This window comes from Kitasatospora sp. NPDC087314, assembly GCF_044744365.1.
Lineage (GTDB): Bacteria > Actinomycetota > Actinomycetes > Streptomycetales > Streptomycetaceae > Kitasatospora.
On the sequence record NZ_JBIUYE010000005.1, the window covers coordinates 398,686 to 425,148 of the forward strand.

Consider the following 26,463-nt stretch of genomic DNA (forward strand, 5'->3'; position numbering starts at 1 on the left):
AGGCACGGGGAGATTCCCGCTGTCGCGGACGTTCTGGGCCCGCCGCTTGGGCGGTCACGGCTGCTCCGCCGCGGCCGGCTCGTGTCGGATCGATCGGCGGGTCTTTCGCGACTTCGGAACGAATCCTCGGGTGACTCCTCCGTGGATTCGGCGAAGCTTCGCTGCTGCCGAATTCCACATTCCCGCATGTCCGATTCAGAATCCCCCGTGCGAGGAATTCCGCCGCGCATTTCAGTACGGCACGCAACGACGCGCATTTCAGCACGGCACACAACGAACAGGGCAGAGCCGAACAGAAAGACGGCGCGGGGTGCGCCGCGCACGGACAACAGCGAGTCTTGGCGATGAGAGGCGAGTGTCTGGAGTGGCTCGACAAGGTGCGGTTCAAGGCGCGACGCTGGTGCTCGGTGGGTTGGGCGCAGACTCCCACTCCGTAGGTCTCTTCGTACTCCGGAACGCGTTGGAGGCAGCCGGCTTCGGGGTGGTCGACCTCGGTATACAGAACGACTTCGCACGCTTCGCCGCGATGGCGGACACCTGCGACGCAGTGCTGATCTCCAACATGGACGGGCACGCGGAGTACTACCTGCGCGACGTCGAGGCCCTGCCGGGAGGGTGTCTTTGGTACCTGGGCGGGCTCCCGGCAGTCGCCGGGCGGACACAGGAGCTCCTCGTTCGGGGGTTCTCCCGGGTGTACGGCGGCTTCGTCGATACCGATGAGGTGGTCGCAGCCCTGGGTGAGGACCTCGCCGGCCGCGCCCGATGTACCCAGCGTCTGCCGGTCCTTCCGGTTCCCCCGCCCCGGTCGGGGCGGGGTACGGATCCGGACCTGCCGGGGCGGGCAGAGGTCCTTGCCCAGTGGCCGACGGGTGCAGGGGCACGCGACATCGAGGCCAACTCGGAGGTGCTCGCCGCGCGGCCCTCGCTCGCCCTGCTGCAGGGTGGCGACGCCGCTCGGACTCTCCTGCACCCGCGATCGGGGGTGCGCGGCAGCGGCGACCAGCAGCAGCTCTTCGCGGACCTGTGCTCGGCGGGCGCGGAGGTGCTGTCCTTCCAGGTGGACTCGCTGACTCGGGACGGGCGTTACGCCGAGGTCGAGCAGGTCGCCCGGGACGGCGGCGCGCTGAACGGCTTCCCGGTCGTCAACCACGGCGTGGACACGCTGCGGAGGATCAGTGCCGCCTGCCCGGTGCCATTACAGACCCGTCACAGCGCGCGCGATCCACGGCTGCTGGCGGAGGTGAGCTACGCGGGTGGCGTGACGGGCTTCGAAGGCGGTCCGATCTGCTACAACATCCCGTACTACGCGGAGCTTCCGCTGGCGGTGTCGTTGGCGCGCTGGCGTTACGTGGACGAGCTCACCGCCCGATACGCGGAGCTCGGGGTGGTGCTCGACCGGGAGTTCTTCGGCACTCTGACCGCCACCCTGATCCCCCCGGCGCTCGCGATCTGCACCAACATCCTGGAGGGCCTGCTCGCGGTCGGGGCCGGGGTGCGCTCCGTGTCGCTGGCCTACGCGGAGCAGGGGAACCGGGCCCAGGACGTGGCGGCCGTCGAGGTGATGGGACGGCTCGGGCGGGAGTACCTGGGGCGTGGCGGCCAGGTGCGGGTCGCCACCGTCTTCCACCAGTTCATGGGGGCTTTCCCGGCCGACCGGGACGCGGCCGAGCTGCTGATCCGCGAGTCGGCCCGGACGGCGGCGCTCGCGCGGGCGGACCGGGTGGTGGTGAAGACGCCGGCCGAGGCGCTGCGGATCCCCGACGTCCGCGACAACGCGCGCGGCCTGGCTCTGGCGGCCGCCGGGCTGGAACTCGCCGCCGCCGACCCCGGCGCCGTCGACGTGACGGAGGCGCACCGGATCGAGCGGACCGTACGGCACCTGTTGGAGGCGGTGCTCGCGCTGCGCCCGGGCGATGTCGGGGGCTGCGTTGAGGAGGCGTTCGCCAGCGGGATGCTGGACGTGCCGTTCTCGCCGAGCAGGTTCAACGCGGGCCGGCTGCTGACCGGCCGGGACACGAGCGGTGCCGTCCGTGTCATCGACCCGGGGGGAATGCCGCTGCCGGAGGACGTCCTGGCCTTCGAGACCGACCGCATGCGCGAGCGGCTGGCGATCGCCGGGGTGCCGCGCGACGAGGCCTGGCGGCTGGTCGCCCGGGACGTGCTGGAGGCGAGCCACCCGCGGGCGGGCTGGCCGCTGGATGGGCGCCGGACGATGCGAGCGGCCGGGTGATCCCGGACCTCTGGCTGCCCGCCGCGGCCCGGCCCGGGGCGTCCCGGCGGCTGGTGATCCTTCCGCACGCGGGCAGCGGCACAGCCGTCTGGTTCCGCTGGGCCGCCGGCCTGCCCGCCGACGTGGAGGTGCGGGTAGCCAGGCTGCCCGGCCGGGAGAACCGGTTGGCCGAGCCGCCGCTGACCTCGGCGGCCGAGGCGGTCGACGCCCTGGCACGGGCCCTGCGGTCACTGCCCGCGCTGCCCCTGGTCGTCCTGGGGCACAGCCTGGGTGCCGTCCTGGCCCATGGACTGTGCGCGGCGGTACCCGGCGCCGCGCGGGCGCTCGTCCTCTCGGGGGAGGTGGCGCCCGGCGCCTCGCGCGACCACGACGACCTGCTGGGGCTGGGGGACCGGGAGCTGGCACGGACCGCCGACCAGCTCTGGGGCGGCGTCCCGCCGGAGGTCCTGGACCACCCGGAGGCGCTCGCGCTCTTCCTGCCCGCGCTGCGCGGGGACCTCGCTCTGGCGGCGAGTGTGCCGGCGCCGGCGGGCCCGCCGCTGGACGTTCCCTTCGATGTGTTCGTGGGTGCGGACGACCCGCTCGACGAGGACGGCTGGCGCGGCTGGGCTGCCCACACACGCGGCGCCACCACCTTCCACCGCCATCCGGGCGGGCACATGGCCGTGCTCGACGACCCGGCCGTTGCCGACCGGATCACCCGCACCTGTCTTGGGAGACTCTCGTGACGTTCCTCCACCGGGCTGTCGCCTTCGCCGAGATGGCGCCGGACACGCCCGCGACCACCTTCCTGTTGCCGGATGCCGAGCCGATCACCCTGACCCGTCGTCAACTGATGGACCGGGCCGGCAGCGTGGCGCGGCAGGTCCGCGGGCGGACGGCGCCCGGTGACCGGGTCCTGCTCGCGCTGCCGACCGGGCCGGAACTGGTCGCCGCGCTGGTCGGCGTCCTGGTGGCCGGCCGGGTCGCGGTCCCCGCCCCCGCGGACCACGGCGTCCGGACGCGGGACCGGCTGCGCGGCATCGTCGCCGACGCCGGGTGCGCGCTGGTTTTCACCCGGCTCGACGTCGCGGACGCGGTGCTTCCCGACCTGGAGGGCGAACCCGACCTCCGGGTGGAGCCCGCCGACCTCGCGGTGCTCCAGTACACCTCGGGGTCGACCTCCGACCCCAAGGGCGTCCGGGTGAGTAGGGCGAACCTGGAGGCGAACCTCGCGGCGATCGAGCGGGCCTTCGACCAGCGGCACACCGACGTGGTCGCGGGCTGGCTGCCGCTCTTCCACGACATGGGCCTGGTCGGCACGCTGCTGCACCCGTTGCGGATGGGCCTGCACACGGTCCTGATGTCCCCCGAGCACTTCGTGCGCCAGCCCGAGAGCTGGCTGCGGGCCGTCTCCGACTTCGGCGTCACGACCAGCGGTGGGCCGGACTTCGGGTACGCGTGGAGTGCCGACCGGGTGGATCCGGCGCGACTGGCTGACGTCGACCTGAGCCGGTGGCGGGTGGCCTTCACCGGGTCCGAGCCGATCTCGTCCCGCACGCTGCGGCGGTTCACGGAGGCGTTCTCCGGGAACGGCTTCCGGGCCGAGGCACTGACGCCCTGCTACGGCCTCGCCGAGTCGACGCTCCTGGTCTCCGCCCACCCGGTCGGCGCGGTGCCTCGGACCGGCGGGTCCGGGGTGAGCTGCGGACGACCGCTGGAAGAGGTCGTGATCGTCGACGCCGACGGCGCACCGGTCGACGGCGTCGGGGAGATCTGGGTGCGCGGCCCCAGCGTGGCCGAGGGCTACCACGGCCGGCCCGGGGACCGGTCATTCGACCTGCACACGGTCGACGGGCGCGGCGGCTGGCTGCGCACCGGCGACCTGGGCGAGCTGCGGGACGGTGAGCTGTACGTCCGTGGTCGGTCCAAGGACGTGGTGATCCTGCGTGGGGAGAACCACCACGCGCCCGACCTGGAGGAGATCGCCGGTACCGCGGACGGGGTCCTGGCCGCCTGCGCCTTCGCCGCGCCGGGCGGCGACGGCCGGGAGCGGATGGTGGTCGCGGTGGAGGCGCGCCGGGCCGCCGGGGAGATCGTCGAGCGGGTCCGTCGGGCGTTCCGCGACAGGCTCGCGCTCGAACCGGACGAGGTGATGGTGGTCCGTGGCCGGGCGCTGCCCCGGACCACCAGCGGCAAGCTCCAGCGGTCCGCGTGCCGGGACGCCTGGGTAGCGGGCGAGCTGCCGGTCCGGCACCGGTGGACGGCGGCCGAGGCCACCGGCGGAGCGGCCGCCGACCGCGCGGACCCCGACGGCCCGGTCGAGGAGGCCCTGGCGGAGCTGTGGCGGGACCTGCTGGGGGCGGAGCTCCGCTCCGCCCACGAGAGCTTCTTCGCCGTCGGCGGAGCCAGCGTCCTGGCCGTGGAACTGTCTGCGCGGGTGGCCGACCGATTCGGCGTCCGGGTCACGCCGGCCGAGCTGCTCGCGGCCGGCACCCTACGGGCCCAGGCCGGGCTGATCGGGACGGCCCCCCGGGGTATCGCTGCCGTATCCGAGCCGGACACCGCGCCGCTCTCGCTCCAACAGGAGGGCCTCTGGTTGCTCTCCCGGCTGTCCCCTGATGCGCAGCCCGCGGTTCGGGTCACGGTGGGCGTGCCGGAGGGCGCGGACGTCGACGCGGCCCTGTCCGAGCTGGTGCGCCGGCACCCGGGGCTCGCAACGGCGGGTCCCGACGAACGAGGCCACCAGCGCCGGACGTCGTGGAGTGCCCCGACGGGTCGGCCCGCCCCGGCTGCGGGCCGCCCGTTCACGGCGGAACTCCGAGGTGACCGGCTGGAGTTGGCCTGGGACCACCGGGTGGTCGACGGCTGGTCGATACGGGTGTTCCTGGAGGAGCTGGACGCGCTGCTGGCCGGTCGGCCGCTGCCGCCGGCCCCACCGTCCGCACTCGCCTGGGCGCAGGCACAGCGCGAGGCGTTGGCCGTCGGCGACGTCGCCGACGACCTGGCCTTCTGGCGCGACCGGCTCTCCGGCGGCCGCACCGCCCTGCCGTGGGCCGAACCGGGGGGCGGTGCCGAGGCCGGCCTGACCTCCCGCCGCCTGCGCGACGCCGAAGCCCTCGGACGGCTGGCGCGCGAGCTCGACACCACGGTCGCCGTGCTGGTGCTGGCCGCAGTCACGGTCGTACTCGGCCGGCTGAGCGGCCAGCAGGAGGTCGCCGTCGGCATCCCCTTCGCCAACCGCACCCCGCCGTGGACGCGCACCGTCGGCTGCCTCGTCTCCGTGCAGCGCGCGGTGGCGCAGTTGCCCGACGGCGTCACGGGCGCCGAGCTGGTACGGCAGCTGACGGCGGAGCTGCAGGAGCTGCGCGGGCACGTGTCCGTCCCGCTGGAGGCACTGCCGGGGCAGCTCGGCATGCCCGGGGATCTGGCCCAGACCGACGTGGTCTTCGACCACCTGCACGTGCCCGGCCGGGTCGGCGCCCTCACCGTGCACGGGACCTCGCTGGAGAGCTGCCCGCCGCAGGCCAAGGCCCCGCTCACGATCACGGCCGTGGAGGACGGCGGCTTGCGGCTGCACCTCCTGCACCGGCGCTCGTACCTGAGCGACGAGACTGCCGGGGAACTGGCCGACCAGGTGCAGCTCGCCCTGGACGCCTTGGTCGCCGCGGCGGACACCCCGTGCCTGGGCTGGTCCCTGCGCAGCGCTCGGGCCGATCGCGAACTCCCGTTGGTGACAGCACCGTCGAAGCGGCCCGAGGTTCCCTCGGTGCCCGCGTCGGTGCTGGCCGTCGACCCGGGCCGGACCGCCGTCCGGCGCGGTACGTCGACCTGGACCTACGGTGAGCTCCGGCACCGGGCCCTGCAAGCGGCAGGGACGCTCCAGGAGGCAGGCCTGTGCCCCGGGGACGTGGTCGGCGTGCTCGGCAGCGCGGGCTTCGACACCATCGCCGCCGCGCTGGGCACCATGCTGGCCGGCGGGGCCGTGCTGCACCTGGACCGACGGCTCCCGGCAGGCCGGCTGACCACCATGGTGCGGGAGGCCGGAGCCGCGCTGGTGCTCCGCGCGCAGGGCCGGGACGTCCGGGACGTCGAACTCGGGACGGTGCTGGACCTCGGTACCCGGCCCGGCCACGTGGTGGCCGTCGACCCCGGCGCGCCTGCGTACGTGGTCTTCAGCACCGGGACGACGAGCACGCCCAAAGCGATCGTCGGCACCCATCGCGGCCTCGGCCACTTCCTGGACTGGCAACGGCGGGAATTCGCCGTCGATGGCGAGGACCGGTTCGTCCTGCTCACCAACCTGGCCTTCGACATGGCGTTGCGGGACCTGTGGCTGCCCCTCGTCACCGGCGGCGTCCTGCATCTGCTGGAGGACCCCGAGCGGGTCGGCGGCGACCACGTGGTGCCGCTCCTCGCCGCGCGCGGAGTGACCCGGCTGCACCTGGTGCCGACACTGGCCCGGTCCTGGCTGGCGACCTCGGAGCCCACGCCACTGCCCGCGCTGCGCAGTGTCTTCCTGGCCGGCGAGCCGCTGAGCGGCGCGCTGGTGGAGCGGTTCCGGCAGCACTTCCCCGGCGACTACGAGGTGCTGAACTTCTACGGCCCCTCCGAGACCACCCAGACCAAGGTGTTCCACCGGGTACCCGACCGGCCGCCGCTCGGCGTGCAGCCGATCGGACGCCCGCTGCCGCACACCGCGGTCACGCTGGTCAACCGGGCCGGAGCCGCGTGCGGCCTGGGCGAGCCCGGGGAGATCGTGCTCAGGACACCGTTCGCGACCCAGGGGTACGCCAACGCGCCGCAGACGCAGGCGGAGCGGTTCCTCCCCGACCCGTTCGGCAGCGGGGAACTCGTCTACCGCACCGGCGACCTCGGCCGGGCCCGGCTCGACGGGACACTGGAGATCCTCGGGCGCGGCGACCGCCAGGTGAAGGTCCGCGGGGTGGCCGTCGACCCGGAGGAGGTCGCGGACCTCCTCGGCGGCCTCCCCGGGGTCCGGCAGGCCGCGGTCCGTGCCGAGCCCGGGGAGGACGGGGACCACCGCCTGGTCGCCTGGTTCGTCGCCGACCGGGACTGGGACGCCCTGCGGGCGGAACTGGCCGACCGGCTGCCCCGGGCGCTCGTCCCCGAGCGCGCCCTGGCATGTGAGCGGCTGCCCGTCCACCCGAACGGAAAGGTCGACCTGCGCTCCCTGCCCAGCCCCGGAGCGGCGGCACCGACCGCCGCCGAGCCGCCGGCGGACGCGCTGGAGGCCGCCGTGCTCACGATCTGGCGGGCCGTCCTCGGCGAGCCCGAACTCGACATGCACGCTGACTTCTTCGTCCACGGGGGGCACTCGCTCAAGGCCCTCGAACTGGTCGCCGCGCTCGCCCGCGAACTCGGCCGTGACGTCCGGCTCGCCGACGTCCTGGCCGCCCGAACCCCGCGCGAGCTGGCCCGGCGGCTGCCCTCGGCCTCGGCCCCGGTCGGGGCGGGCCTGCCCGAACTGGTCCGGGCGCCGGACCGGGCCCACCTGCCGTTCCCCATGACCAGGGTTCAGGAGGCGTACTGGGTCGGGCGTCGGGACTTCCTGGAACTCGGGGGCGCGGCCGCCCAGACCTACCGGGAGCTGCGCTGCCCCGCCGGCCTCGACCTGGACCGGCTGGAGCAGGCGTTCCAGCGCCTGGTGGAGCGGCACCCGTCGCTGCGCACCGTCGCCACCGAGGACGGGCAGCAGTACGTGCTGTCCGACACTCCGCCGTTCCGGATCCGGGTGCAGGACCTGCGCCCGGAGGCCGACCCGGAGGCCGACCCGGAGGCCGGCCTGCGACGGTGGCGGGAGGAGCTGGGTCATCGGGTGCGCCCGCTGGAGAGCTGGCCGCTGATCGAGGTCCGGGCCAGTCTGCTCCCGGACGAGGTCCGGCTGCACATCGGGATCGACGCCTGGGTGTGCGACGCCTGGTCGCGGGTGATTCTGGTGGACGAGCTGAAGGAGCTCTACGAGCGGCCGGGGGCGCCGCTGCCGGAACTCGGGCTGACCTTCCGCGACTACGTGCTCAGCGCGGACGCCGTCGTCAAGGACACCGATCTGGAGTGGTGGCGCGGCGAGCTGGAGACCCTGCCGGAGGCTCCCCGGCTGCCCCTGGCGCAGCGCACCGGCTCGCGGTTCGTCCGGCGCCAGGGCCGCCTGGACGACGCGGCCTGGTCCGCATTCCAGCGGCGGGCGGGCGAGAGCGGGGTCACCCCGTCGGCCGCCCTGCTGGCCGCCTTCGGTTGGGTGCTGGCACGCTGGGGAGGCCAGGACCGGCTGGCGCTGAACGTCACCGTGTTCCGCCGGCTGCCGGTGCACCCCGACGTGAACCGCATCCTCGGCGACTTCACTTCCGTGCTGCCGCACGCGATGGCCTGCCGGTGGGACGACTTCCAGGGCCACGCCCGCGACGTCCAGGCCCGGCTCTGGCAGGAGCTGGCCCACGGCTCGGTCTCCGGCGTGGACCTGGCCCGCGAGTCGGCCCGCCGGTCCGGGCGGCTGGACGCGACGAGCCTGCCCGTGGTGTTCACCAGTGCCCTGACCGCCCCCGGCTTCGGGCGTGCGTTCGACTGGGCGTGGCTCGGCGAGCTGGTGGACGGCATCTCCCAGACGCCGCAGGTGTGGCTGGACCTCCAGGTCTACGAGCACCGCGGCGAGCTGCACTTCAACTGGGACGCGGTGGAGGAGATGTTCCGGCCGGAGGTGCTTGACGGTCTGTTCCGGGCGTGGACCGCCCTGCTGGCCGAACTGGCCGGCGGATCCTGGCGGACGCCCGCCCCCGAGCTGCTGCCCGAGGACCAGCGCGCGCTGACCGACGCGGCCAACGCGACCGACGGCCCGGTGCTCGCGGAGACCCTGGTGGACGGGGTGCTGGCGACGCTCGCCCGGACGCCGGACGCCCTCGCGGTGGTCGACGCCGACCGGTCCCTGACCTTCGCCCAGCTGGTGGAGGAGGCCGAGCAGGTAGCCGCCGCCGTGTTGGCGCGGGGCGTGCCGGCCGGCGGCAGGGTGGCCGTGCTGCTGCCGCACGGCCGGCGCCAGGCCGTCGCCGCCCTGGGCGTCTCGCTCGCCGGCGCGGCCTACATCCCCGTCGACACCGCACAACCCGCCGAGCGCGTCGACCGGATCCTCGCGGACGCGCTGCCGGACTGCGTGCTGGACCTCGACGGCTCCCGCCCCGGCGCGATCGGGTTCGACACCCTGCCCGCGGGCCGCGCCCGCCGGCTGCCGGGTCCTGCCGACGTCGCCTACCTGATCTACACCTCCGGCACCACCGGCCGCCCGAAGGGCGTCGTCGTCCGCCACGAGGCGGTGGTGAACACCCTCGCCGACATCGCGGCCCGGATGGACCTGTCCGCGGGTGACCGGGTGCTGGCGGTCTCCCCGTTCGCCTTCGACCTGTCGGTGTGGGACCTGTTCGGCAGCTGGCGGGTCGGCGCGGCGGTCGTCTACCCGGGCGACCGCGCGGACCCGCGCGACTGGGCCGCGACGGCGCACACCCACCAGGTGCGGCTGTGGAACTCGGTGCCCTCGCTCCTGGGCATGCTGGTCGACGCCCGGGAGACCGATCCGGATCTCCCGCTTCCCGCGCTGCGCACCGTCATGCTCTCCGGTGACTGGATCCCGCTCCAGCTCCCGGAGCGGCTGCGCGGCATCGCGCCCGAGGCCGCGCAGTGGTCGCTCGGCGGGGCCACCGAGGCCGCCATCTGGTCGATCGCCCACCGGATCGAGAAGGTCGACCCGGCCTGGTCGAGCATCCCCTACGGCCGGCCGCTGACCAACCAGACCGTCGAGGTACTCGACGAGCACCTCCGCCCGTGTCCCGTCCACGTCACGGGCGCGCTCTTCATCGGCGGGCGCGGCCTCGCCGACGGCTACTGGAGGGACGAAGCCCGCACGGCCGAACGGTTCCTCGTCCGCGACGGGGAGCGCATCTACCGCACCGGGGACCTCGGGCGCCGGCTGCCCGACGGTTCCATCGAGATCCTCGGCCGGGACGACTCCCAGGTGAAGATCCGGGGCTATCGGGTCGAACTGGGGGAGATCGAGCACGCACTGGAGCAACTGCCCGGTGTGGAGCGCGCAGTGGTCCTCGTCGTCGGCGACCCGCAGGGGGACCGGCGGTTGGTCGGCTTCGTGGTGGCCCCCGGCTGCAGTGAGGAGGAGCTCCACCGGGGGCTGTCAGACCGGCTGCCGCCCTACATGGTGCCGTACACCTGGCGGCTGCTGGACACGCTCCCGCTGTCCGCGAACGGTAAGGTCGACCGGGCCGCCCTGCTGCTGCGGGCGCCCGGGGAACCGGCGGTCCGCGCCGTGCTCCCCACCGACTCCGAGGTGCTCGCCAAGGCCTGGACCGACCTCCTGGGCAACCCGCCGACCGGGCCGGACGACAACTTCTTCATGGCCGGCGGCGACTCGGTCACCTGGCTGCGCCTGTGCGCGCAGGTCTCCCGCGCCGGCCGGAGACTGCCGGTGGCGGCGATCGCCCGGGACGCCACGTTCGGGGGGATCAGCGCCGAACTCGGCCCCGCCGAACCGGAGCAGCCGCTGCCCGAGGGGCCCGTCCCGCCCGGACCGATGCGGACCTGGCTGGCGGCCAGGGGCCTGCCCGGGCACTTCAACCAGGCGATCGTCCTGCGGCTGCGCCGGCCGCTCGACGCCGGGACGCTGGACCGGGCCCTGGCCGCCGTGGTCTCGGCGCACCCCGTGCTGGCCACGACCCTCGGCGGGGAGACCGACGGCGGCCACCTGGTCGAGCAGGGCGGGAGCGTCGCGGACGCCTGCCGGGGCTTCCCGCCGGACGGGCCGCTCCTGCGCGCCACCCTGCTCCCCGGACACCTCGTCCTGTGCGCCCACCACTGGGTGGTCGACGCGCAGTCCTGGCGGGTCCTGGTTGCCGACCTGGACCAGGCTCTGGACGCGCTGGAGGCGGGCGAACGGCCGGACCTGCTGCCGGAGGCCACCGGGTACGACGCCTGGTGCCATGCCGTGGCCGCCCTGCCGGTCCCCGACCTGCCCGTCCCGCCCGCGACGTCCCCGGCCGGTGCCGAGGGTGAGGCCCGGGTCACCACCAGGGCCTTCCCGCAGGCCGGTGAGGAGCAGACGGCCGCGGCCCTGCGGACCCTGCGCTGCACCCGGGAGGAACTGCTGCTCGCCGCCGCGGCCTGGGCCAACGGAGCCGCCACCGGCCACTGGGAGGTGGAACTGGAGCGCCACGGCCGGAGCCTGCGGGACCTGGACCTCAACCGCACCGTCGGCTGGCTCACCACCCTGGTGCCGCTGATCCTGCGGCCGGGAACACCGGCCGAGGTCCTCGTCCAGGTCAAGGGGCTCCTCCGGGCGTTGCCCGAGGGCGGGCTCGCCCTGGGCGCGGCCTACGCGGCCTCGGGACGCGCCACCACCCTCGCCGTGAACCCGCTCGGCCGCTTGGACGACGAGGTCTCCGGACGCTTCGAACTGGTCAGGGACGCGGAACTTCCGCTGCGGTCGGCGGACCTCCCCCGGCCCAACGAACGGCGCGGCACGCTCTTCCATCGCGAGGGGACGCTGCACGTGGAGCTCAACCACCGCGGCGACGGCGAGAGCTGGCTGGCCGCACTGGACGACGCGCTGACGCGGCTGCTGGCCACCACCGGCCGGGCCGCCGCCAGCGCCCACGACTTCCCCGACAGCGGGCTCGACGATCAGGAACTACAACGGCTTCTGGCCGGCCTGGAGAACGCAGATGACTAGGATTCAGGACATCCACACGCTTGCCCCGCTGCAGCAGGCCATGCTGGTGCGCGCGGTACTGGAGCCCGACTCCGGGGCGTACGTCGAACAGCTGCGGATCGAGCTGGCGGCGGCTCCGGACCCGGACGCGCTCCGGCGGGCATGGGCCGAACTGTCCCGGCGCCACCCCGTGTTGCGCAGTTCGTTCCACCACGCAGGACTCTCCGAGCCGCAGCAGGTCGTGCACGCCGAGACGGCGCTGCCGTGGCGGGTCGAGGACTGGCGGGACGGCGGCGGGCCCGACCTCGACGCGCTCGCCGTCGCCGAACGCGAGCGCGGCTTCGACCTCACCCGTCCACCGCTGTTCCGCCTGGTCCTGGTGCTGCTGCCGGACTCCGCCGTCCTGGTGTGGACCTTCCACCACCTGCTGCTGGACGGGTGGAGCCTGGGCCGGATCCTGACCGAGATCGACCAGGGGTACCGGGCAGCGCTCGACGGGCAGAGCGATCCCGCTGCCCCGGCGGAGCCGTTCTCGCACTTCGTCCGCTGGCTGCGGGCCGCCGACCCGGCCCCCGCCCGCGCGTACTGGAGCACCCGTCTCGCCGGTGCGGCCACGGCCCCGCTGACCGGCGAGCGCGGGGGCGGCGGCGGAGAGCGCCGAATCCTGCTGGGCGCCGAGGAGTCCGAGCAGGTCCGGGAGCTGTGCCGACCCCGTGCCATCACGCTGGGGACGCTGGCGGCGGCTGCCTGGGCGGCTTGCCTGGCGGAGCCGGGCGGTCTCCAGGACGTCACCTTCACCTCCCTGGTGTCGGGTCGGCCCGCCGATCTGGCCGGCGCTGACCGGATCGTGGGCATGCTCGTCAACACCGTCGCCAGCCGGGCGCGCTTCGCCGCAGGGGAGACGGTGCACGCCTTCCTCACCCGGTTCCAGGGCGAACTGGCCCTCGACAGGCGGCACGGCTGGCTGCCGCTCGACGAGGTCGCGCGCGCCGCCGGGCTCGGGCCGACCGAGTCGGTGCTGGTGGTCGAGAACTACCCGCTCGACCGCGCGGTGATCGAGGACTCGCCGCTCGCCGTCCGTGCCGTCACCGTCCACGAGCAGGCGGACGTCCCGCTGGTGGTGGCCGTGGTGCCCGGCGAGCGGATCGAACTCCGGCTGGCCACGCCGCCCGGAGGCCTCACCGACGAGGCGCTCGACACCCTGGGCGAGCGGCTGGCGGCTTGGCTGGTCGACCTCGCCGAGGGCATGGACCAGGAGCTGGCCGAACTGCTCGGCCGCCGCGAGCGGCTGGCTCAGCAGCGATTGCGGGAACGCGTGCGTGCGGCGCCGCCGGAGGCCGACAGCCTGGCCGCGGCGATTCTGGCCGCCGGACCGGCCGTGGACGACGGCGACGAGATCTGGAGCGCCGAGCGGGTCCTGACGGCCGCCCGGGAGTTCGCCCGCGCGGTCGCGGCGGGCGGGCCCGGTCCGGTCGCCCTGGTCGGCGACACCGACGCGGAGATGGTCGCCAGGATCCTCGGCTGCGTCCTGGCCGGACGGGCCTACGTGCCGCTGGAAGGTTCGGACCCGCGCCGACAGGAGCGGCTCGCCCACGTCGGCGCTCAGATCGTCGACCCGCTGCCGACAGACGGTCCGGCGGCCCGACCGGACCTTCCGCCGCCGGCGCCCGACACCACCGCCTACCTGCTCCACACCTCCGGATCGACGGGCCGACCCAAGGCTGTCGTCCAGACCCAGGCCGGGGTACACGCCCACGCCCGGCGCTACGCCGCCGCCATCGGGCTGCAGCCGGGCGACCGGGTCTGCATGACCGCGTCGTTCGCCTACGACGCCGCCGTGATGGACATCTTCGCCGCGGCGACCGTCGGCGCGACGCTGCTCCTCGGCTCGCCCAGGCGGCACACCCTGCGGGAGCTGCGGGAGCGAATCCTGGTCCGCGCCACCGTCCTGCACACCACGCCGAGCCTGTTCCGCCTGCTGGCCGAGGAGCGGCTGCCCGCCGGGATCCGGATGGTGGTGCTGGGCGGCGAGGGCGTCCTGCCGTCCGACCTCGACCTCTTCGACGCCGTGGCCCCGGCCGGTTGCCTCCTGGTCAACGGCTACGGGCCGAGCGAGAGCAGCACCGGGCTGCAGTGGTTCGCCGACCGCGGCACCCGTACGGTCCCGGTGCCGGCGGGCGTGCCGGTGGCCGGTACGGAAGCCTGGATCATCGACGCCGAGGGGCGACGCGACGACGCGCCCTGGGCCCGGGGCGAGATCGTCCTGGCGAGCGACGCGGTCTCCCGCGGCTACCACGGCGACGACGCGGCTGAGGCGTTCCGCGAGACCGGCGCCGGCCGTAGCTACGCCACCGGCGACCTCGGCCGGCGGCGACCGTCCGGCTGCATCGAAGTGCTGGGACGCCGGGACGACCAGGTGCAGATCGGCGCGGTGCGGGTGGAACCGGGTGAGGTGCGCGCCACGCTCGCGGCCCTGCCCGGGGTGACGGCGGCCGAGGTGCTCGCGGTCGGCGAGGGGGCCGAGACGCGACTGCACGCCTGGGTGACGCCCGGCATGCTCGACCCGGGCACGCTGCTGCGCGAGGTGGCGGCCCGGCTGCCCGCCGCGTTCGTCCCGCGCCGGGTCGACTGCCTGGACCGGCTGCCACTGCTGGCGAACGGCAAGGTCGACCGTGCCGCGCTGCGCTCCGGGCCGGTCCCCGTCACGGCGGGGCCGTCCGGCGATCCGGTGTCGGAGCCGGTGTCGGAGCCGGAGCCGGTGCTGGAGACGGTGCTCGCCGTCTTCACGGAGGTGGTCGGCTCTCCGGTGGACCCCGACCGGCCCCTGTTCGAACTCGGCGCCCACTCCCTCGATGCGCTGCGGATCGCGGGTCGGCTGGAAGCACGGTTGTCCCGTCGGGTCCCGCTGCAACTCCTCTTCGAGCACCCCGCCGCCCGCGCCCTCGCCGCCGCGCTGGCAGCGGCCCCCGGAGCAGCAGCCGCCGGGGCGATCCCGCGGGCCCGGCGGGACTGGCGTTCGGACGGCACCCCGATGGTGACCCGCCGGTGGCCGAGCCTCAGCCTGTTCTTCTTCGCCGGCCACGCCGAGGACCCGGCCGCCGCCTACCGGCTGATGCTGGACGCGGCGGTCCGCGCGGACGAACTCGGCCTGGAGGCGGTCTGGACCCCGGAACGGCACTTCGACGAGTTCGGCGGCGTCTATCCGAACCCGTCCGTGATCGCGGCCTTCCTGGCCGCCCGCACCCGCCGGATCAGGCTCCGGGCCGGCAGCGTGGTGCTGCCGCTGCACGACCCGGTCCGGGTCGCGGAGGAGTGGGCGGTGGTGGACCAACTCTCCGGCGGGCGGGTGGACCTGGCCATCGCCTCAGGCTGGCACCAGCGGGACTTCGTGCTGGCACCGGACGCCTACCACGACCGCAAGGGGCGGCTGACCGAGCGGATCGAGCTGCTGGGCCGGCTCTGGTCGGGCGAGCCGGTGGAGCTTCCCGGTCCGGACGGCGAGAGCCACGCCGTCCGGACCTGGCCGCGACCGGTCCAGGGCCGGGTGCCGCTCTGGCTCACCGCGCAGTCCGCGGAGACCTTCGAACTCGCGGGCGCCGCCGGGCACCACGTCCTGACCAACCTCAACTACAAGTCCCTGGACGAACTCACCGAGCGGGTGGCGCGCTACCGCCGCGCCGGCGGCGGTGACGGCCGGGTCACGGTCATGACCCACACCCTGGTCGGCAGCTCCGACCGGGAGGCGCGCGAGTCCGCGACCGAGGCCTACGCGGCGTACACCCGCCGGAACCTGGTGCTGCAACACGCCCACGCGCGCGGCGAGGACCGCGACCTGCGGCCCGCAGAGGCCGACGTCGCGGCGCTGGCGCGGCGGTCCGCCGAGCGCATGGTGCGGTCCGGCGGGCTCGTCGGCGACCTCGACCGGTGCCGCGAGCGACTGGCCGAGCTGGCAGAGGCCGGCGCCGACGAGGTCGCCTGCCTGATCGACTTCGGGGTGCCGGAGGCGCAGCTGCTGGAGGGCGTCGAACTCCTGGGCGAGCTGGTCGAGGGGCCGGCGCGGCGGTCGGGACCGCGCTCCGCCGAACTGCCGGCCGCCCCGCTCCAGGCGCAGCTGTGGGTGCTGGACCAGCTCTCCGACACCCCGGGGACCTGGATGATCCCCACGCTGGTCCGGCTGGAGGGCGTACTCGACCCGGCCGAGCTGCGGGAGCGGCTCCGGCAGGTGGTCGCCCGGCACGAGGCCTTGCGCACCTCCCTCCAGGAGCGGCGCGGCCGGGTGGTGCAGGTGGTGGAGCAGGACGGCACCGTCGACCTCGAGGTGCGGCCGGTGGCCGACGAGGCCGAGGCGTTGCGGCAGGCCCGGCGGATCCTGGACGAGGGACTGGACCTCACCAAGGCCCCGCTCGTGCGGGCGGTGCTCTTCGCGGTGACCGCCGAGCACCATGTGCTGCTGCTCGCCTGCCACCATGCCGTCGCCGACGGCAGCTCCACGGTGGTGCTGGCCCGCGAGCTGCTGAACGGCGTGTCCGGCCCGGACCCGCTGCAACTCGGCGACTGGGCGGCCTGGCAGGCCGCGCGCGAGGAGCGGGGCGAAACGGAGCAGCAGGAGGCCTGGTGGGACGCCGCCCTGCGGGACCTGCCGCCGCGCCCGCGGCTGGGCGACGGCGTCGCGGACGGGCGGCGCGCCGTCCACCCGGTGCCGTTCGAGCCCGGGGACGGCACCGCGCTGCGGGCCCTGTGCCGGGACTCCGGCTCGACCGCGTTCGAGGTGGTGCTGACCGCCTTCGCCCAGGCGCTCGGCGCGTTGTCCGGGCAGGACGACCTCCTGATCGGGCTGCACCACGCCAACCGCGACCGGCCCGAACTCGAAGGCGTCGTCGGCCCGTTGGTGAACCTCCTGCCGTTCCGCGCGCGGCTGGGCGCGGACGGCGGCCTGGCCGGCGTCCGCCGACAGGTCCGGGAGGCGCTGGAACACCACGCGGTGCCGTACGCCCGGCTGGCGGCCCGGCACGGGGGAGCGCGGCACACCGGCGCCGACCCGCTGCTCGACGCCGCGCTGCTCTACCAGAACCTGCCCGAGGTCAGCTCGGGTGGCCCGGTCCGGTGGACCAGGATCGACCTGCCGGGTGGGCGGGCACGTTTCCCGCTGACACTGGTGGCGACCGAGCGTGCGGACGGGCTCTCGCTTCAGCTGGAGGTGGACGCCGGACTGATCCGGGAGGCCGAGGCCGACCGGCTGGTCCGCGGCCTGCGGACGGCCCTGGACGCCCTGCTGGGCGTCCCGCGAGCGGCGGCGCCGGCCCGGATCGATGCCGCTGCGGCGCGGTACTCGGCCGGCCCGCACCTGCTGGCCGCGTTCGTCGAGCACGCCGGTGCGGCGCCGGACGCAGTGGCCGTCACCGGGGCGGACGGCAGCCTCACCCGGGCCGAACTGCTGGACTCGGCCAGGAGGTTGGCAGGTGCGATCCGCTCCCGGGTGCCGGCCGGCACCCGGGTGGGGGTCCAGGTGCGGCCGGGCGTGGACATGCTGGTCGCCGTCTACGGAATCCTGCTGGCGGACTGCACCGTCGTTCCGCTCGACCCGAGGACTCCCGCCGTCCGGCGCCGGCTGGAACTCCAGTTGGCCGAGGTGGAACTCGCGGTCGCCGACACGGAGGTGGAGGTGCCGTGGCTGGCGCCCGCCCAGAGCGGCCCGCCCCGGACGGATCCGCCGTCCGGCCGGCACCTCGCCTACGTGATCTTCACCTCCGGGTCGACCGGGGTGCCGAAGCCGGTCGCGGTCGGCCACGACAGTGTCCGGGCGCTCATCGGCTGGGCCCGCACGGCCTTCTCCGAAACGGAGTTGAGCGGGGCGCTGCTGACCGCCCCGATCCGCTTCGACATGTCGGTGTTCGGCCTCTACACGCCGCTGGCAGGCCCGGGCTCGGTGGTGGTGGTCGACGACCTGACCGCCCTGCTCGACGGCCCGCCACCGGCGCCGGTCAGCCTCGTCTACACCGTGCCCTCCGCCCTCCGGGCCCTGCTGAGCGTCGGCGAACTCCCCGGCACCGTAGGCACGGTGAACCTGGGCGGGGAAGCACTGCCGCCCGACCTGCTGGCCTCCCTGCTCGACCGGGTCGGTCGGGTGTGCAACCTCTACGGCCCGACCGAGAGCACCTCCAACGCCTTCTTCGAGGATTACACCGGACCCGCGGAGCCGACCATCGGCCGTCCGATCGCCGGGACCGGCGCCTGGATCCGCGACACCGTGACCGGCGGATGTGCCGCGGTCGGCGAGACGGGGGAACTCGTGCTGACCGGCGCCGGCCTGGCCGTCGGCTACCTCGGCGACCCGCAGCACCCGTCCTTCACCGCCGACGGCTACCGCACCGGCGACCTCGCCCGGCTGCTCCCGGACGGCCGGACCGTCTACCTCGGCCGCTCGGACGACCAGGTCAAGGTCCGCGGCCACCGGGTGCAGCTCGGCGAGATCGAGACGGCGCTCAACGCGCTGGACGGCGTGCGCGCGGCCGCCTGCCGGCACGACGACGGAACCCTGGAAGCCTGGATCGTCCCCAGCGCCGGCTGCGCCCAGGCCGCCCAGGCGGAACCGGCGCGGGCCCGGGCCTGGGCCGACGAGCTGGGAGAAGCACTTCCGGCCCACCTGCTGCCCTCGCGCTGGATCCTCCTGCCCGAACTACCGCTGACCCGGCACGGAAAGCTCGACCGCGCCGCCCTGGCCGCCGTCACCTGGGCACCCCTGCCCGCCGGCGCGTTCACCGGCCCGGCCCAGCTCCGGCTCGCGGCGGTGTGGGAAGAGGTGCTGGGCACGCCGGTGCCCGACGCCGAGGCCGACTTCTTCACCCTGGGCGGGCACTCGTTGCTGGCCATCACGCTCTGTCGGCGGATCGAGGACGAACTGGGCGTCCGGGTACCGCTGCGCACCCTCTTCGACCACCCCACGGTCTCCTCCCTGGAGGCGGCGCTGCGGGGGGCCGAGCAAGCCCCGGCCACGGCCGCGGAGCTTGTGGCCGACCCCGCGGCCGCTGCCGAGCCGTTCCCGCTCACCGAGCTCCAGCAGGCCTATTGGGTGGGTGGACGGGACGACCTGGAGCTGGGCAGCGTCGGCACCCAGGGCTACGTGGAGATCGACACCGAGGTCCCGGCCGAGCGGGTCGCGGCCGCGATCCGCGCCCTGGTCGACCGCCACGCCATGCTGCGCGCGGTCGTCGAGCCGGACGGTACCCAGCGGGTGCTCACCGACCCCGGGGAGTTCCCGATCGTCGTGGAGGACCTCGGCGACGTCCCCGAGGCCGAGTTGACGGCCCGTCGCGCGGCCCGCTCGCACCACCGGCAGGACCCGGCCGACTGGCCGCTGGTGCGGGTGTGGATGGCCCGGCTGCGGGAGCGCACCCGGATCCAGCTGAGCGTCCCGGCGCTCGTCGCCGACGCGCACAGCGTCTACCTCCTCGCCCGCGAGCTGACCGCGCTCCTGGAGGACCGGCCGCTCCCTCCGCCCGGCCCGAGCTACCGCGACCTGGCCCTGGCCCTGGCGGCCGAGGACCGGACCGCCGACGACGCCGAGTTCGCCGAGCTGGCGCCGACGTTCCCCGGCGGCCCACTGCTGCCGCTGGCGGTCGACCAGGCCGAACTCGACGCAGTCCGGTTCGACCGCCGGGAGCTACGGCTGGACGCCACCACCTGGCACGCCGTGCGGGAGGCCGGCGCGGCCCACGGCCTCACCCCGGCCGGCACCCTGCTCGCGGCCTACGCCTGGGTCCTCGGCGCCTGGGCGGAGGACCCGCACTTCGCGATCAGCGTGACCTTCTTCGACCGGCCGCCCGTCCACCCTGAAGTGGACCGCGTGGTGGGCGACTTCACCAGCGCCCGGCTGGTGCAGGTGACCCCGGCGGACGACCTGGGCGCGTTCGCGAGCGGCGTGCAGCGCCGGCTCTGGGAGGCACTCGACGGGCGGGCGCGCGACGCCGTCCGCTGCGTACGCGCGCTGCGGCGGCTCGGCAGACCGCACACCTTCCCGGTCGTCTTCACCAGCACGCTCGGCCTCGACGTGCCGGCCCGCGGCAGCCTCGGTGAGGTGGTGTACGCGCTCACCCAGACCTCGCAGGTGTGGCTGGACCACAAGGTCCGGGAGGACGCCGGTGAACTGGTCAGCACCTGGGACTTCGTGGACGGCCTGTTCCGGCCCGGCGTGGTCGAGGCGATGATGGAGGCCTTCGAGGCGACCCTGCGCGCGTTGCCGGAGGACGGCTGGCGGTCACCCTCTCCAGGGGTCCCCGCCGGGCAGGCCCTGGTACGGCCCGCAGCGCGGGCCGTACCCTGGGAACGGACCGGCCCGGCGCTGCTCCACGAGACGCTGCTCGGGAATGTGGACCCGGACGCCCCAGCCCTGGTGGCCCCGGACGGGGAGTCGCTGACGCGTCGCCAACTGGCCTCGGCGGCGGCCGCGGTGGCAGGCAGGCTGGTCGCCGCCGGCCTGCGGGTCGGCGAGACCGTGGCGGTCGAGTCGCGCCACGGCTGGCGCCAGGCCGCGGCCGCGCTGGGCGTGCTCGCCGCAGGCGGCGCGTTCGTCCCGGTGGACCCGTCCTGGCCGCAGCGCCGGATCGACGCGGTGCTGCGGACCGCTGGCACCGAACGTGCCGTCGAACCGGGCGACTGGGGCGCGGGGCTGCGCCGCGTCACCCTGGACGACGGCGACCGGTGGGCCGACGCCACCCTGCCGGACGTCCCAGTGGGCCCGCAGGACCTCGCGTACGTCCTCTTCACCTCCGGATCCACCGGGGAGCCCAAGGGCGTCGAGATCACACACGCCGGGGCGATGAACACGATCGCGGACCTGTGCGACCGCTTCGGACTGGACGGGGACCGCGTCCTGGGCGTCTCCGGGCTCCACTTCGACCTGTCGGTGTTCGACCTCTTCGGCAGCTGGCTCGTCGGCGGCGCCGTGGTCCACCCGGACTCCACCCGGGACCCGGCCGTCTGGGTGGAGCGGCTCACCGGCGAACGGATCACGGTGTGGAACAGCGTCCCCGCCCTTGCCGAGATGCTGGTCGCGCACCTGGAGACGACCGGCACGCGCCTGCCCGGGCTACGCCTGGTGCTGCTCTCCGGCGACTGGATCCCGGTCACCCTGCCGGACCGGCTGCGCGCCGTGGCCCCCGGCTGCCGGGTGGTGAGCCTGGGCGGCGCGACCGAGGCCTCGATCTGGTCCATCGCCCACGAGGTCGGGGAGCACGACCCGGGCTGGGCCAGCGTGCCGTACGGCCGCCCGCTGCGGAACCAGGGCGTGCACGTCCTCGACGGCCGGCGTCACGAGCGCCCGGACTGGGTCACCGGCGAGATCCACCTCTCGGGGTTCGGCGTAGCCCTCGGCTACCGGGGCGATGAGGACCGCACCCGCGCCGCGTTCTGGCGGCACCCCGACACCGGCGAGCGGTACTACGCCACGGGGGACCTGGGCCGGTACCGCCCCGACGGCACGATCGAGTTCCTCGGTCGGCGTGACAGCCAGGTGAAGGTGCGCGGACACCGGGTGGAGCTCGGCGAGATCGAGGCCGTCCTGCTGGAGCACCCGCTGGTGCGCCAGGCCGCGGTGACCGCTCCGCGGGGCCGGTCGGGACAGCGGCAGCTGGTCGCCCACGTGGTGACGACGCTGGACCGGGCTGAGCTGCGGGCCCACCTGGCCGCGTCGCTGCCGGACGCCCACGTGCCGCGGACGCTGCGGCTGATCGACGCGCTGCCGCTCACCGCCAACGGGAAGGTGGACCGGTCGGCGCTCGACTGCGGGCCGGAACCGGAGCCGGTGGCGAGCACCCCGGTCGGGGACGCCGTGCTCGGCCTGTTCCGAGCGGTGCTGGAACGGGACGGGATCGGCCCCGAGGACGACTTCTTCGCCGTCGGCGGCGACAGCGTCCTCGCCATCAGGCTGCTCAGCCGGGTCGAGCGGGAGTTCGGCCGACGGGTGCCGATCCGCAGCCTCTTCGCGAACCCGACCGCCCGGGGCCTCTCCGCTCTCCTGCGGCCCGACCCCGCCGACCCCGCCGGACCCGACGGGCCGCTCGACCCCGCCGACGCGGCCGGGCTCATCGCCTCCGCCACGTGGCCTGCGTCGGTGGCCGAACTCGACCCGCGGCGTCGGGCCGAAGCCAAGGCACGCCAGGGACAGCGCGCGTTCGACGGCCCGGCTCGGCCCCTGCCCCGGCCCCGGGTGCCCGACGCGCTCCGGGCCCGGCGCAGCGTCCGCGAGTTCGACCGGGACCCGCTGCCCGCAGCGGCGGTCGAGCAGCTGCTCGGCCTGGTGACGGCCGAGGACGGCAGGCGGCTGTACCCGTCCGACGGCGACGCGCACGGCGTGCAGGTGTACCTCCAGACGGCCCCGGGCCGGGTCGCGGACCTGGCCGGCAGCTGGTTCGCCGACGGTCTGAACGCCCGGCTGCTCCAGGTCTCGGCGGAGGGCTGGGACCCGGGCACGGCCGGCCTGCCGCCGAACCGGGCACTGTCCGAGGGAGCCGCCTTCGCCGTGGTGCTGGTGGCCGACCTCGACACGCTGGAACCGCTCTACGGCGAGCGGGCCCAGCAGCTCGCCACCCTGGAGGCGGGCTACCTGGGCCAGCTGCTCGCCGGCCAAGCCGCAGACCACGGCCTCGCCCTGTGCCCCGTCGGCGCCATCGACGACCGAGCGCTCGACACCGCGCTGGACCTCGGCCCCCGCCGGCGGGTCCTGCACGTCCTGCTCGGCGGCCGGCCGCTGTCCGCCCGGCTCCGCAGCGACGCGGCGTGGAGCGGAACCGTCGCCGCGCCCTCGCCCGGCCCGGTACTGCTGACCGGTGCGACGGGTCTGCTCGGCACGGCGCTGCTGGCCGAACTCCTGGAGCGCGGGCACGAGGTGCACTGCCTCCTGCGGGGCGACGCAGCGTCCCGACTGGCCACCGTGCTGAGCGCGGAGGGCCTGGAGGAGCACGCGGACCGGGTCTTCGCCTGGCCCGGCGGGCTGGACTCGCTCGGCCGCGACGTCCGGGAGCACATCGGCACGGTGGTGCACTCGGCGGCCGACATCTCGCTCGCGAAGGACTACGTCGCACTCGCGCCGGTGAACGTCGAGGGAACCCGCCGGGTACTCGACCTGTGCGCCCGAGGGGCCGAACTCCACTACGTGTCCAGCCTGTCGGTGTTCAGGGAGCACGGTCGGGCCGCGCTGCAGGAGGGGACACCGCCGCCGGCGGACCCACCGGGCCGCTCCGGCTACGCGCAGAGCAAGTGGGTCGGGGAGAACCTGGTCAGGTCCTTCGTCGCCGCCGGCGGCCGGGCCCACATCCATCGGCTCGCCCTGGTGACCGACGCCCGCCCGGGGGCCGACGACTACTTCGGAGCCATGGTGCGGGGCAGCCGGACGGTCGGCGCCTACCCCGAGTCCGACCTCGACGTGCCGGTGATCCGGCGCCGGGTGGCCGCCGCCGCCATCGCCGCAACCCTGGGCACGCCGCCGCGAACCTGGCACCTCCAGGAAGCCGCACCGACCCTCGCCGAACTGGCGGTGGCGGCGGGGAACCTGGCCCCGACCTCCCCCGAAGAGTGGCTGCAGCGCGTCGAGTCGGCCGTCGCCGACCGGCCGGGGCACCCGCTGGCGTCGTACCTGGACCGGCTACGCGGCTCGCTGGGCGCCGGGGTGCTCGGACCGCTCGGCCCACGCGGAGGCCGACTCGACAGCACGGACAGCTGGCGCCGCCTGGCCGACCTGGGCGTCCGGCCCGACCGGGACCTCACAACACTGCTTCAGGAGCTCGTATGACCTGGCTGTACGACTGGCCGACGGCCAGCGAGGCGTTCCGCGCGCTCGCCGAACGCCACGGCGAACTGCACCGGATCCCGCACGGCGGGCTCGGACCAGGGGGCGAGAAGCTCTCGGTCGATGTCGCCCTGATCGGCCCCGCCGACGCCCGGCGCTGCGTCGTCGTCTCCTCCGGCCTGCACGGCGTGGAGGGCGTCGCCGGCTCCGCGATCCAGCGGGCCTGGCTGGAAGCGTACCGAGGCGGTGACACCCGGCTGGTGATGGTGCACCTGCTCAACCCGTTCGGCTTCGCCTGGCAGCGCCGGGTGGAGGAGGACAACATCGACCTGAACCGGAACTTCCTGCTGGCCGGGGAGCAGTACCGGGGCGCGCCGCCGGGGTGGGACCGGGTCACCGGCTGGCTGGCCCCCGAACGGCCCGCCAGCCGGCTGGACCCGCTGCTGCCGAAGGCGCTCCTGGCGCTGGCCCGGATGGGACGCCGGCCGCTGCTGCAGGCCGTCGGTGGCGGGCAGTACGAGACCGGGCGCGGCCTGTTCTACGGCGGGTCCGGCCCGTCCTCGCTCCAGCCGCTGCTCCGCGACGCCCTCCCGGCGTGGACCCGGGGCGCGGAGGAGGTGCTCCACCTGGACATTCACACCGGCCTGGGCCGCAGCGGGGATCTGCAGCTCCTGCTGCCACGCCTCCAGGGCACCCCGGCGGCGGACGAACTGGTCGCCAGGTTCGGCCGGGACGCCCGGCCGGCGCTGGAGACGGTCCGGCACTACCGGGTGCAGGGCGGGCTGGGCCCATGGTGCGAAGCCCTGCTTCCGGACGTCCGGTACACCCTGTGCGCGGCGGAGTTCGGGTCGGTGTCCTCGGTTGCCGTGCTGTCCGCGCTGCACCAGGAGAACCGCGCCTGGTTCTGGGGCGGTCGCGACGACCGGACGTCCGCGTGGGCGCGGACCCGCCTCGCCCACGCCTTCGCCCCCGTTTCGGAGATCTGGCGCCGGCGCGTGCTGGAGCGCGGGGTCCACCTCATCGACCAGGCCATGGAGGGCTGATGACGATCGACCGGTTGATCCGGCAGACGCACGCACGGGTCGCGGAGGCCCAGCAGGGTGTCCCGACCTACTACGACCGGAGGGTGATCCGGCAGGAGAAGGAGCACGACCCGGTGTGGCGGGCGCGGCTGGAGCATCACCTCGCCGACCGGCGGGAGGGACGGTTCGTCCCCTGGACGGCCCGGGCCGCCGTCCGCCGCGAGGGGCTCGACCCGCACCGTCGGAGCGAACTCCCCGACGAGACCCTGATCATGAGCCAGGGGACGGCGCAACCGATGCGCTGGCGTGGCGGACACCTGTTCAAGAGCGTGTACGACTTCGCCCTCACCACCATGCTGCTGGAGGAGCTCCGGCCGGCCAGCATCCTGGAGATCGGCTCGGGCACCGGGACGAGCGCCCTCTGGCTGGCCGACCTCGCCGAGTCGATCGGCTTCCCGTGCCGGATCGTCTCGCTCGATCTGCACCGGGTCGCACTCTCGCACCCAGCGGTGGATTTCGTGGTCGGGGACGCCCGCAGGATCGGCGAAGTGCTGTCCTCGGACGTGCTGGCGGACGGGCCCCGGCTGGTGTTCGAGGACGCCCACGTGGGAGTCGCGGAGGTCCTCGGGTACGTCCACCCGCGTTTGCGGGAAGGCGACTACCTGGTGGTGGAGGACAGCGTGGGCAAGGGGGAGCAGCTGGCCGCCTTCGATGCGGCGCACCCGGGGGAGTACGCCGTGGACACCGGCTACACCGACTTCTTCGGCCGGAACGCGACCAGTTGTGTCGACTCGATCATGCGGAGGATGACGTGACCTCACTGCTGCCGGTCTTCCCGGACGGCCTGCCGCTCGGCGGCGCGGAGCCGGTCCGGGCCACCGTGCCCGGCCTCGCCGCCCTGCTGACCTGGGGCGACCTGGAGCGCATCCTGGCGACGTCGTGCTTCGAGGGAGCGGGGAGCGAGGCCATCCGCGACGCGCTGAACCTGCCCGGGCCGGGCCTCAGCCGGGTCTGCGTGCTGACGAACGGCGAGTCGATCTGGCGCGCGCCGCGCGGGACGGCGCTCGCCGACCTCCGCCGGCGACTGCCGGGGGCGACGCTGAGGGTCGAGGCCCTCGAAGAGGTCCATCCGCCGCTGGCCGCCCTCGCGGCCGAGTTGTCGAGCGTCGGCGGAGCCGTCTACATCAACGCCTACGCGGCCTGGAGCGACAGGAAGGGGCTGGCGCTCCACTACGACTACACCGACAACCTGGTGCTGCAGATCGAGGGCCGCAAGCACTGGCGGATCTACCGGCCGACCCGCCCGGCGGTGCGGGGGCCCGAGTCCTCGGCCTACAAGGAGGGGCTCCAAGCGGCCGCGCGCGGCGAGGACCCGGGCGACCACGAGGGGCTGCGCGAGGTGCGGGCAGGGCTTTTCTGGGAGGGCGATCTGACGGCGGGTGACGTGCTGTACGTCCCGCCGGGCTGGTTCCACGAGGTGGTCCCGGTCGGGGAGCCGACCCTGCACCTCGCCTGTGCGTACGCGTCTGCGGGGCCGGGCTTCCGGGATGCCGGGACGATCCGGCTGCCGGAGGAGCTCCGGCCCGCATCGGCCTCGTAGTTCCGTGTCCCGGAGCCGCCGGCCGGCGGCCGTAGCCGGGGGCGGGCCTCGGGGGTGGGGCCGCGGCCCCCCGGCCCCGGAGGGGCTGGGGCGGGGGGGCCGGGAGGGGGCGCGGGGTGGCGCGCG

7 protein-coding genes are annotated in these 26,463 nt (G+C 75.0%); all 7 read left to right on the forward strand.

The window, feature by feature from the left end; all coding sequences use genetic code 11:
* The first annotated feature begins 460 nt into the window (after positions 1-460).
* The 7 genes from ACIO5E_RS13805 to ACIO5E_RS13835 are packed head-to-tail and all read left to right on the forward strand — an operon-like array spanning position 461 to position 26,337.
* Entirely contained in the window at positions 461-2,230 is a 1,770-nt protein-coding gene (locus tag ACIO5E_RS13805; RefSeq protein WP_400666974.1) for a hypothetical protein, read from the forward strand.
* Positions 2,227-2,958 carry a thioesterase II family protein gene (locus tag ACIO5E_RS13810; RefSeq protein WP_400666976.1) on the forward strand — a complete coding sequence of 244 codons (732 nt, stop codon included), beginning with the start codon at positions 2,227-2,229 and terminating at the stop codon, positions 2,956-2,958. The genes ACIO5E_RS13805 and ACIO5E_RS13810 overlap by 4 nt, the downstream gene beginning before the upstream one ends.
* Positions 2,955-11,954 (forward strand): amino acid adenylation domain-containing protein, encoded by a 9,000-nt coding sequence (locus ACIO5E_RS13815; protein WP_400666978.1) that lies wholly within the window; start codon positions 2,955-2,957, stop codon positions 11,952-11,954. The genes ACIO5E_RS13810 and ACIO5E_RS13815 overlap by 4 nt, the downstream gene beginning before the upstream one ends.
* Positions 11,947-23,718 carry an amino acid adenylation domain-containing protein gene (locus tag ACIO5E_RS13820; RefSeq protein ID WP_400666980.1) on the forward strand — a complete coding sequence of 3,924 codons (11,772 nt, stop codon included), beginning with the start codon at positions 11,947-11,949 and terminating at the stop codon, positions 23,716-23,718. The genes ACIO5E_RS13815 and ACIO5E_RS13820 overlap by 8 nt, the downstream gene beginning before the upstream one ends.
* Positions 23,715-24,758 carry a DUF2817 domain-containing protein gene (locus ACIO5E_RS13825; RefSeq protein ID WP_400666982.1) on the forward strand — a complete coding sequence of 348 codons (1,044 nt, stop codon included), beginning with the start codon at positions 23,715-23,717 and terminating at the stop codon, positions 24,756-24,758. The genes ACIO5E_RS13820 and ACIO5E_RS13825 overlap by 4 nt, the downstream gene beginning before the upstream one ends.
* Positions 24,758-25,552 carry a CmcI family methyltransferase gene (locus tag ACIO5E_RS13830; protein ID WP_400666984.1) on the forward strand — a complete coding sequence of 265 codons (795 nt, stop codon included), beginning with the start codon at positions 24,758-24,760 and terminating at the stop codon, positions 25,550-25,552. Before ACIO5E_RS13825 ends, ACIO5E_RS13830 begins: the two co-directional genes overlap by 1 nt.
* A complete protein-coding gene (locus ACIO5E_RS13835; RefSeq protein ID WP_400666987.1) occupies positions 25,549-26,337 on the forward strand; it encodes a JmjC domain-containing protein in 789 nt (262 codons plus the stop codon). The genes ACIO5E_RS13830 and ACIO5E_RS13835 overlap by 4 nt, the downstream gene beginning before the upstream one ends.
* Positions 26,338-26,463 lie beyond the last annotated feature (126 nt).

Coding starts and splice junctions, on each gene's coding strand:
- ACIO5E_RS13820 (WP_400666980.1), top strand. CDS start 11,947: ATGACTAGGATTCAGGACATCCACACGCTTGCCCCGCTGCAGCAGGCC.
- ACIO5E_RS13825 (WP_400666982.1), top strand. CDS start 23,715: ATGACCTGGCTGTACGACTGGCCGACGGCCAGCGAGGCGTTCCGCGCG.
- ACIO5E_RS13830 (WP_400666984.1), top strand. CDS start 24,758: ATGACGATCGACCGGTTGATCCGGCAGACGCACGCACGGGTCGCGGAG.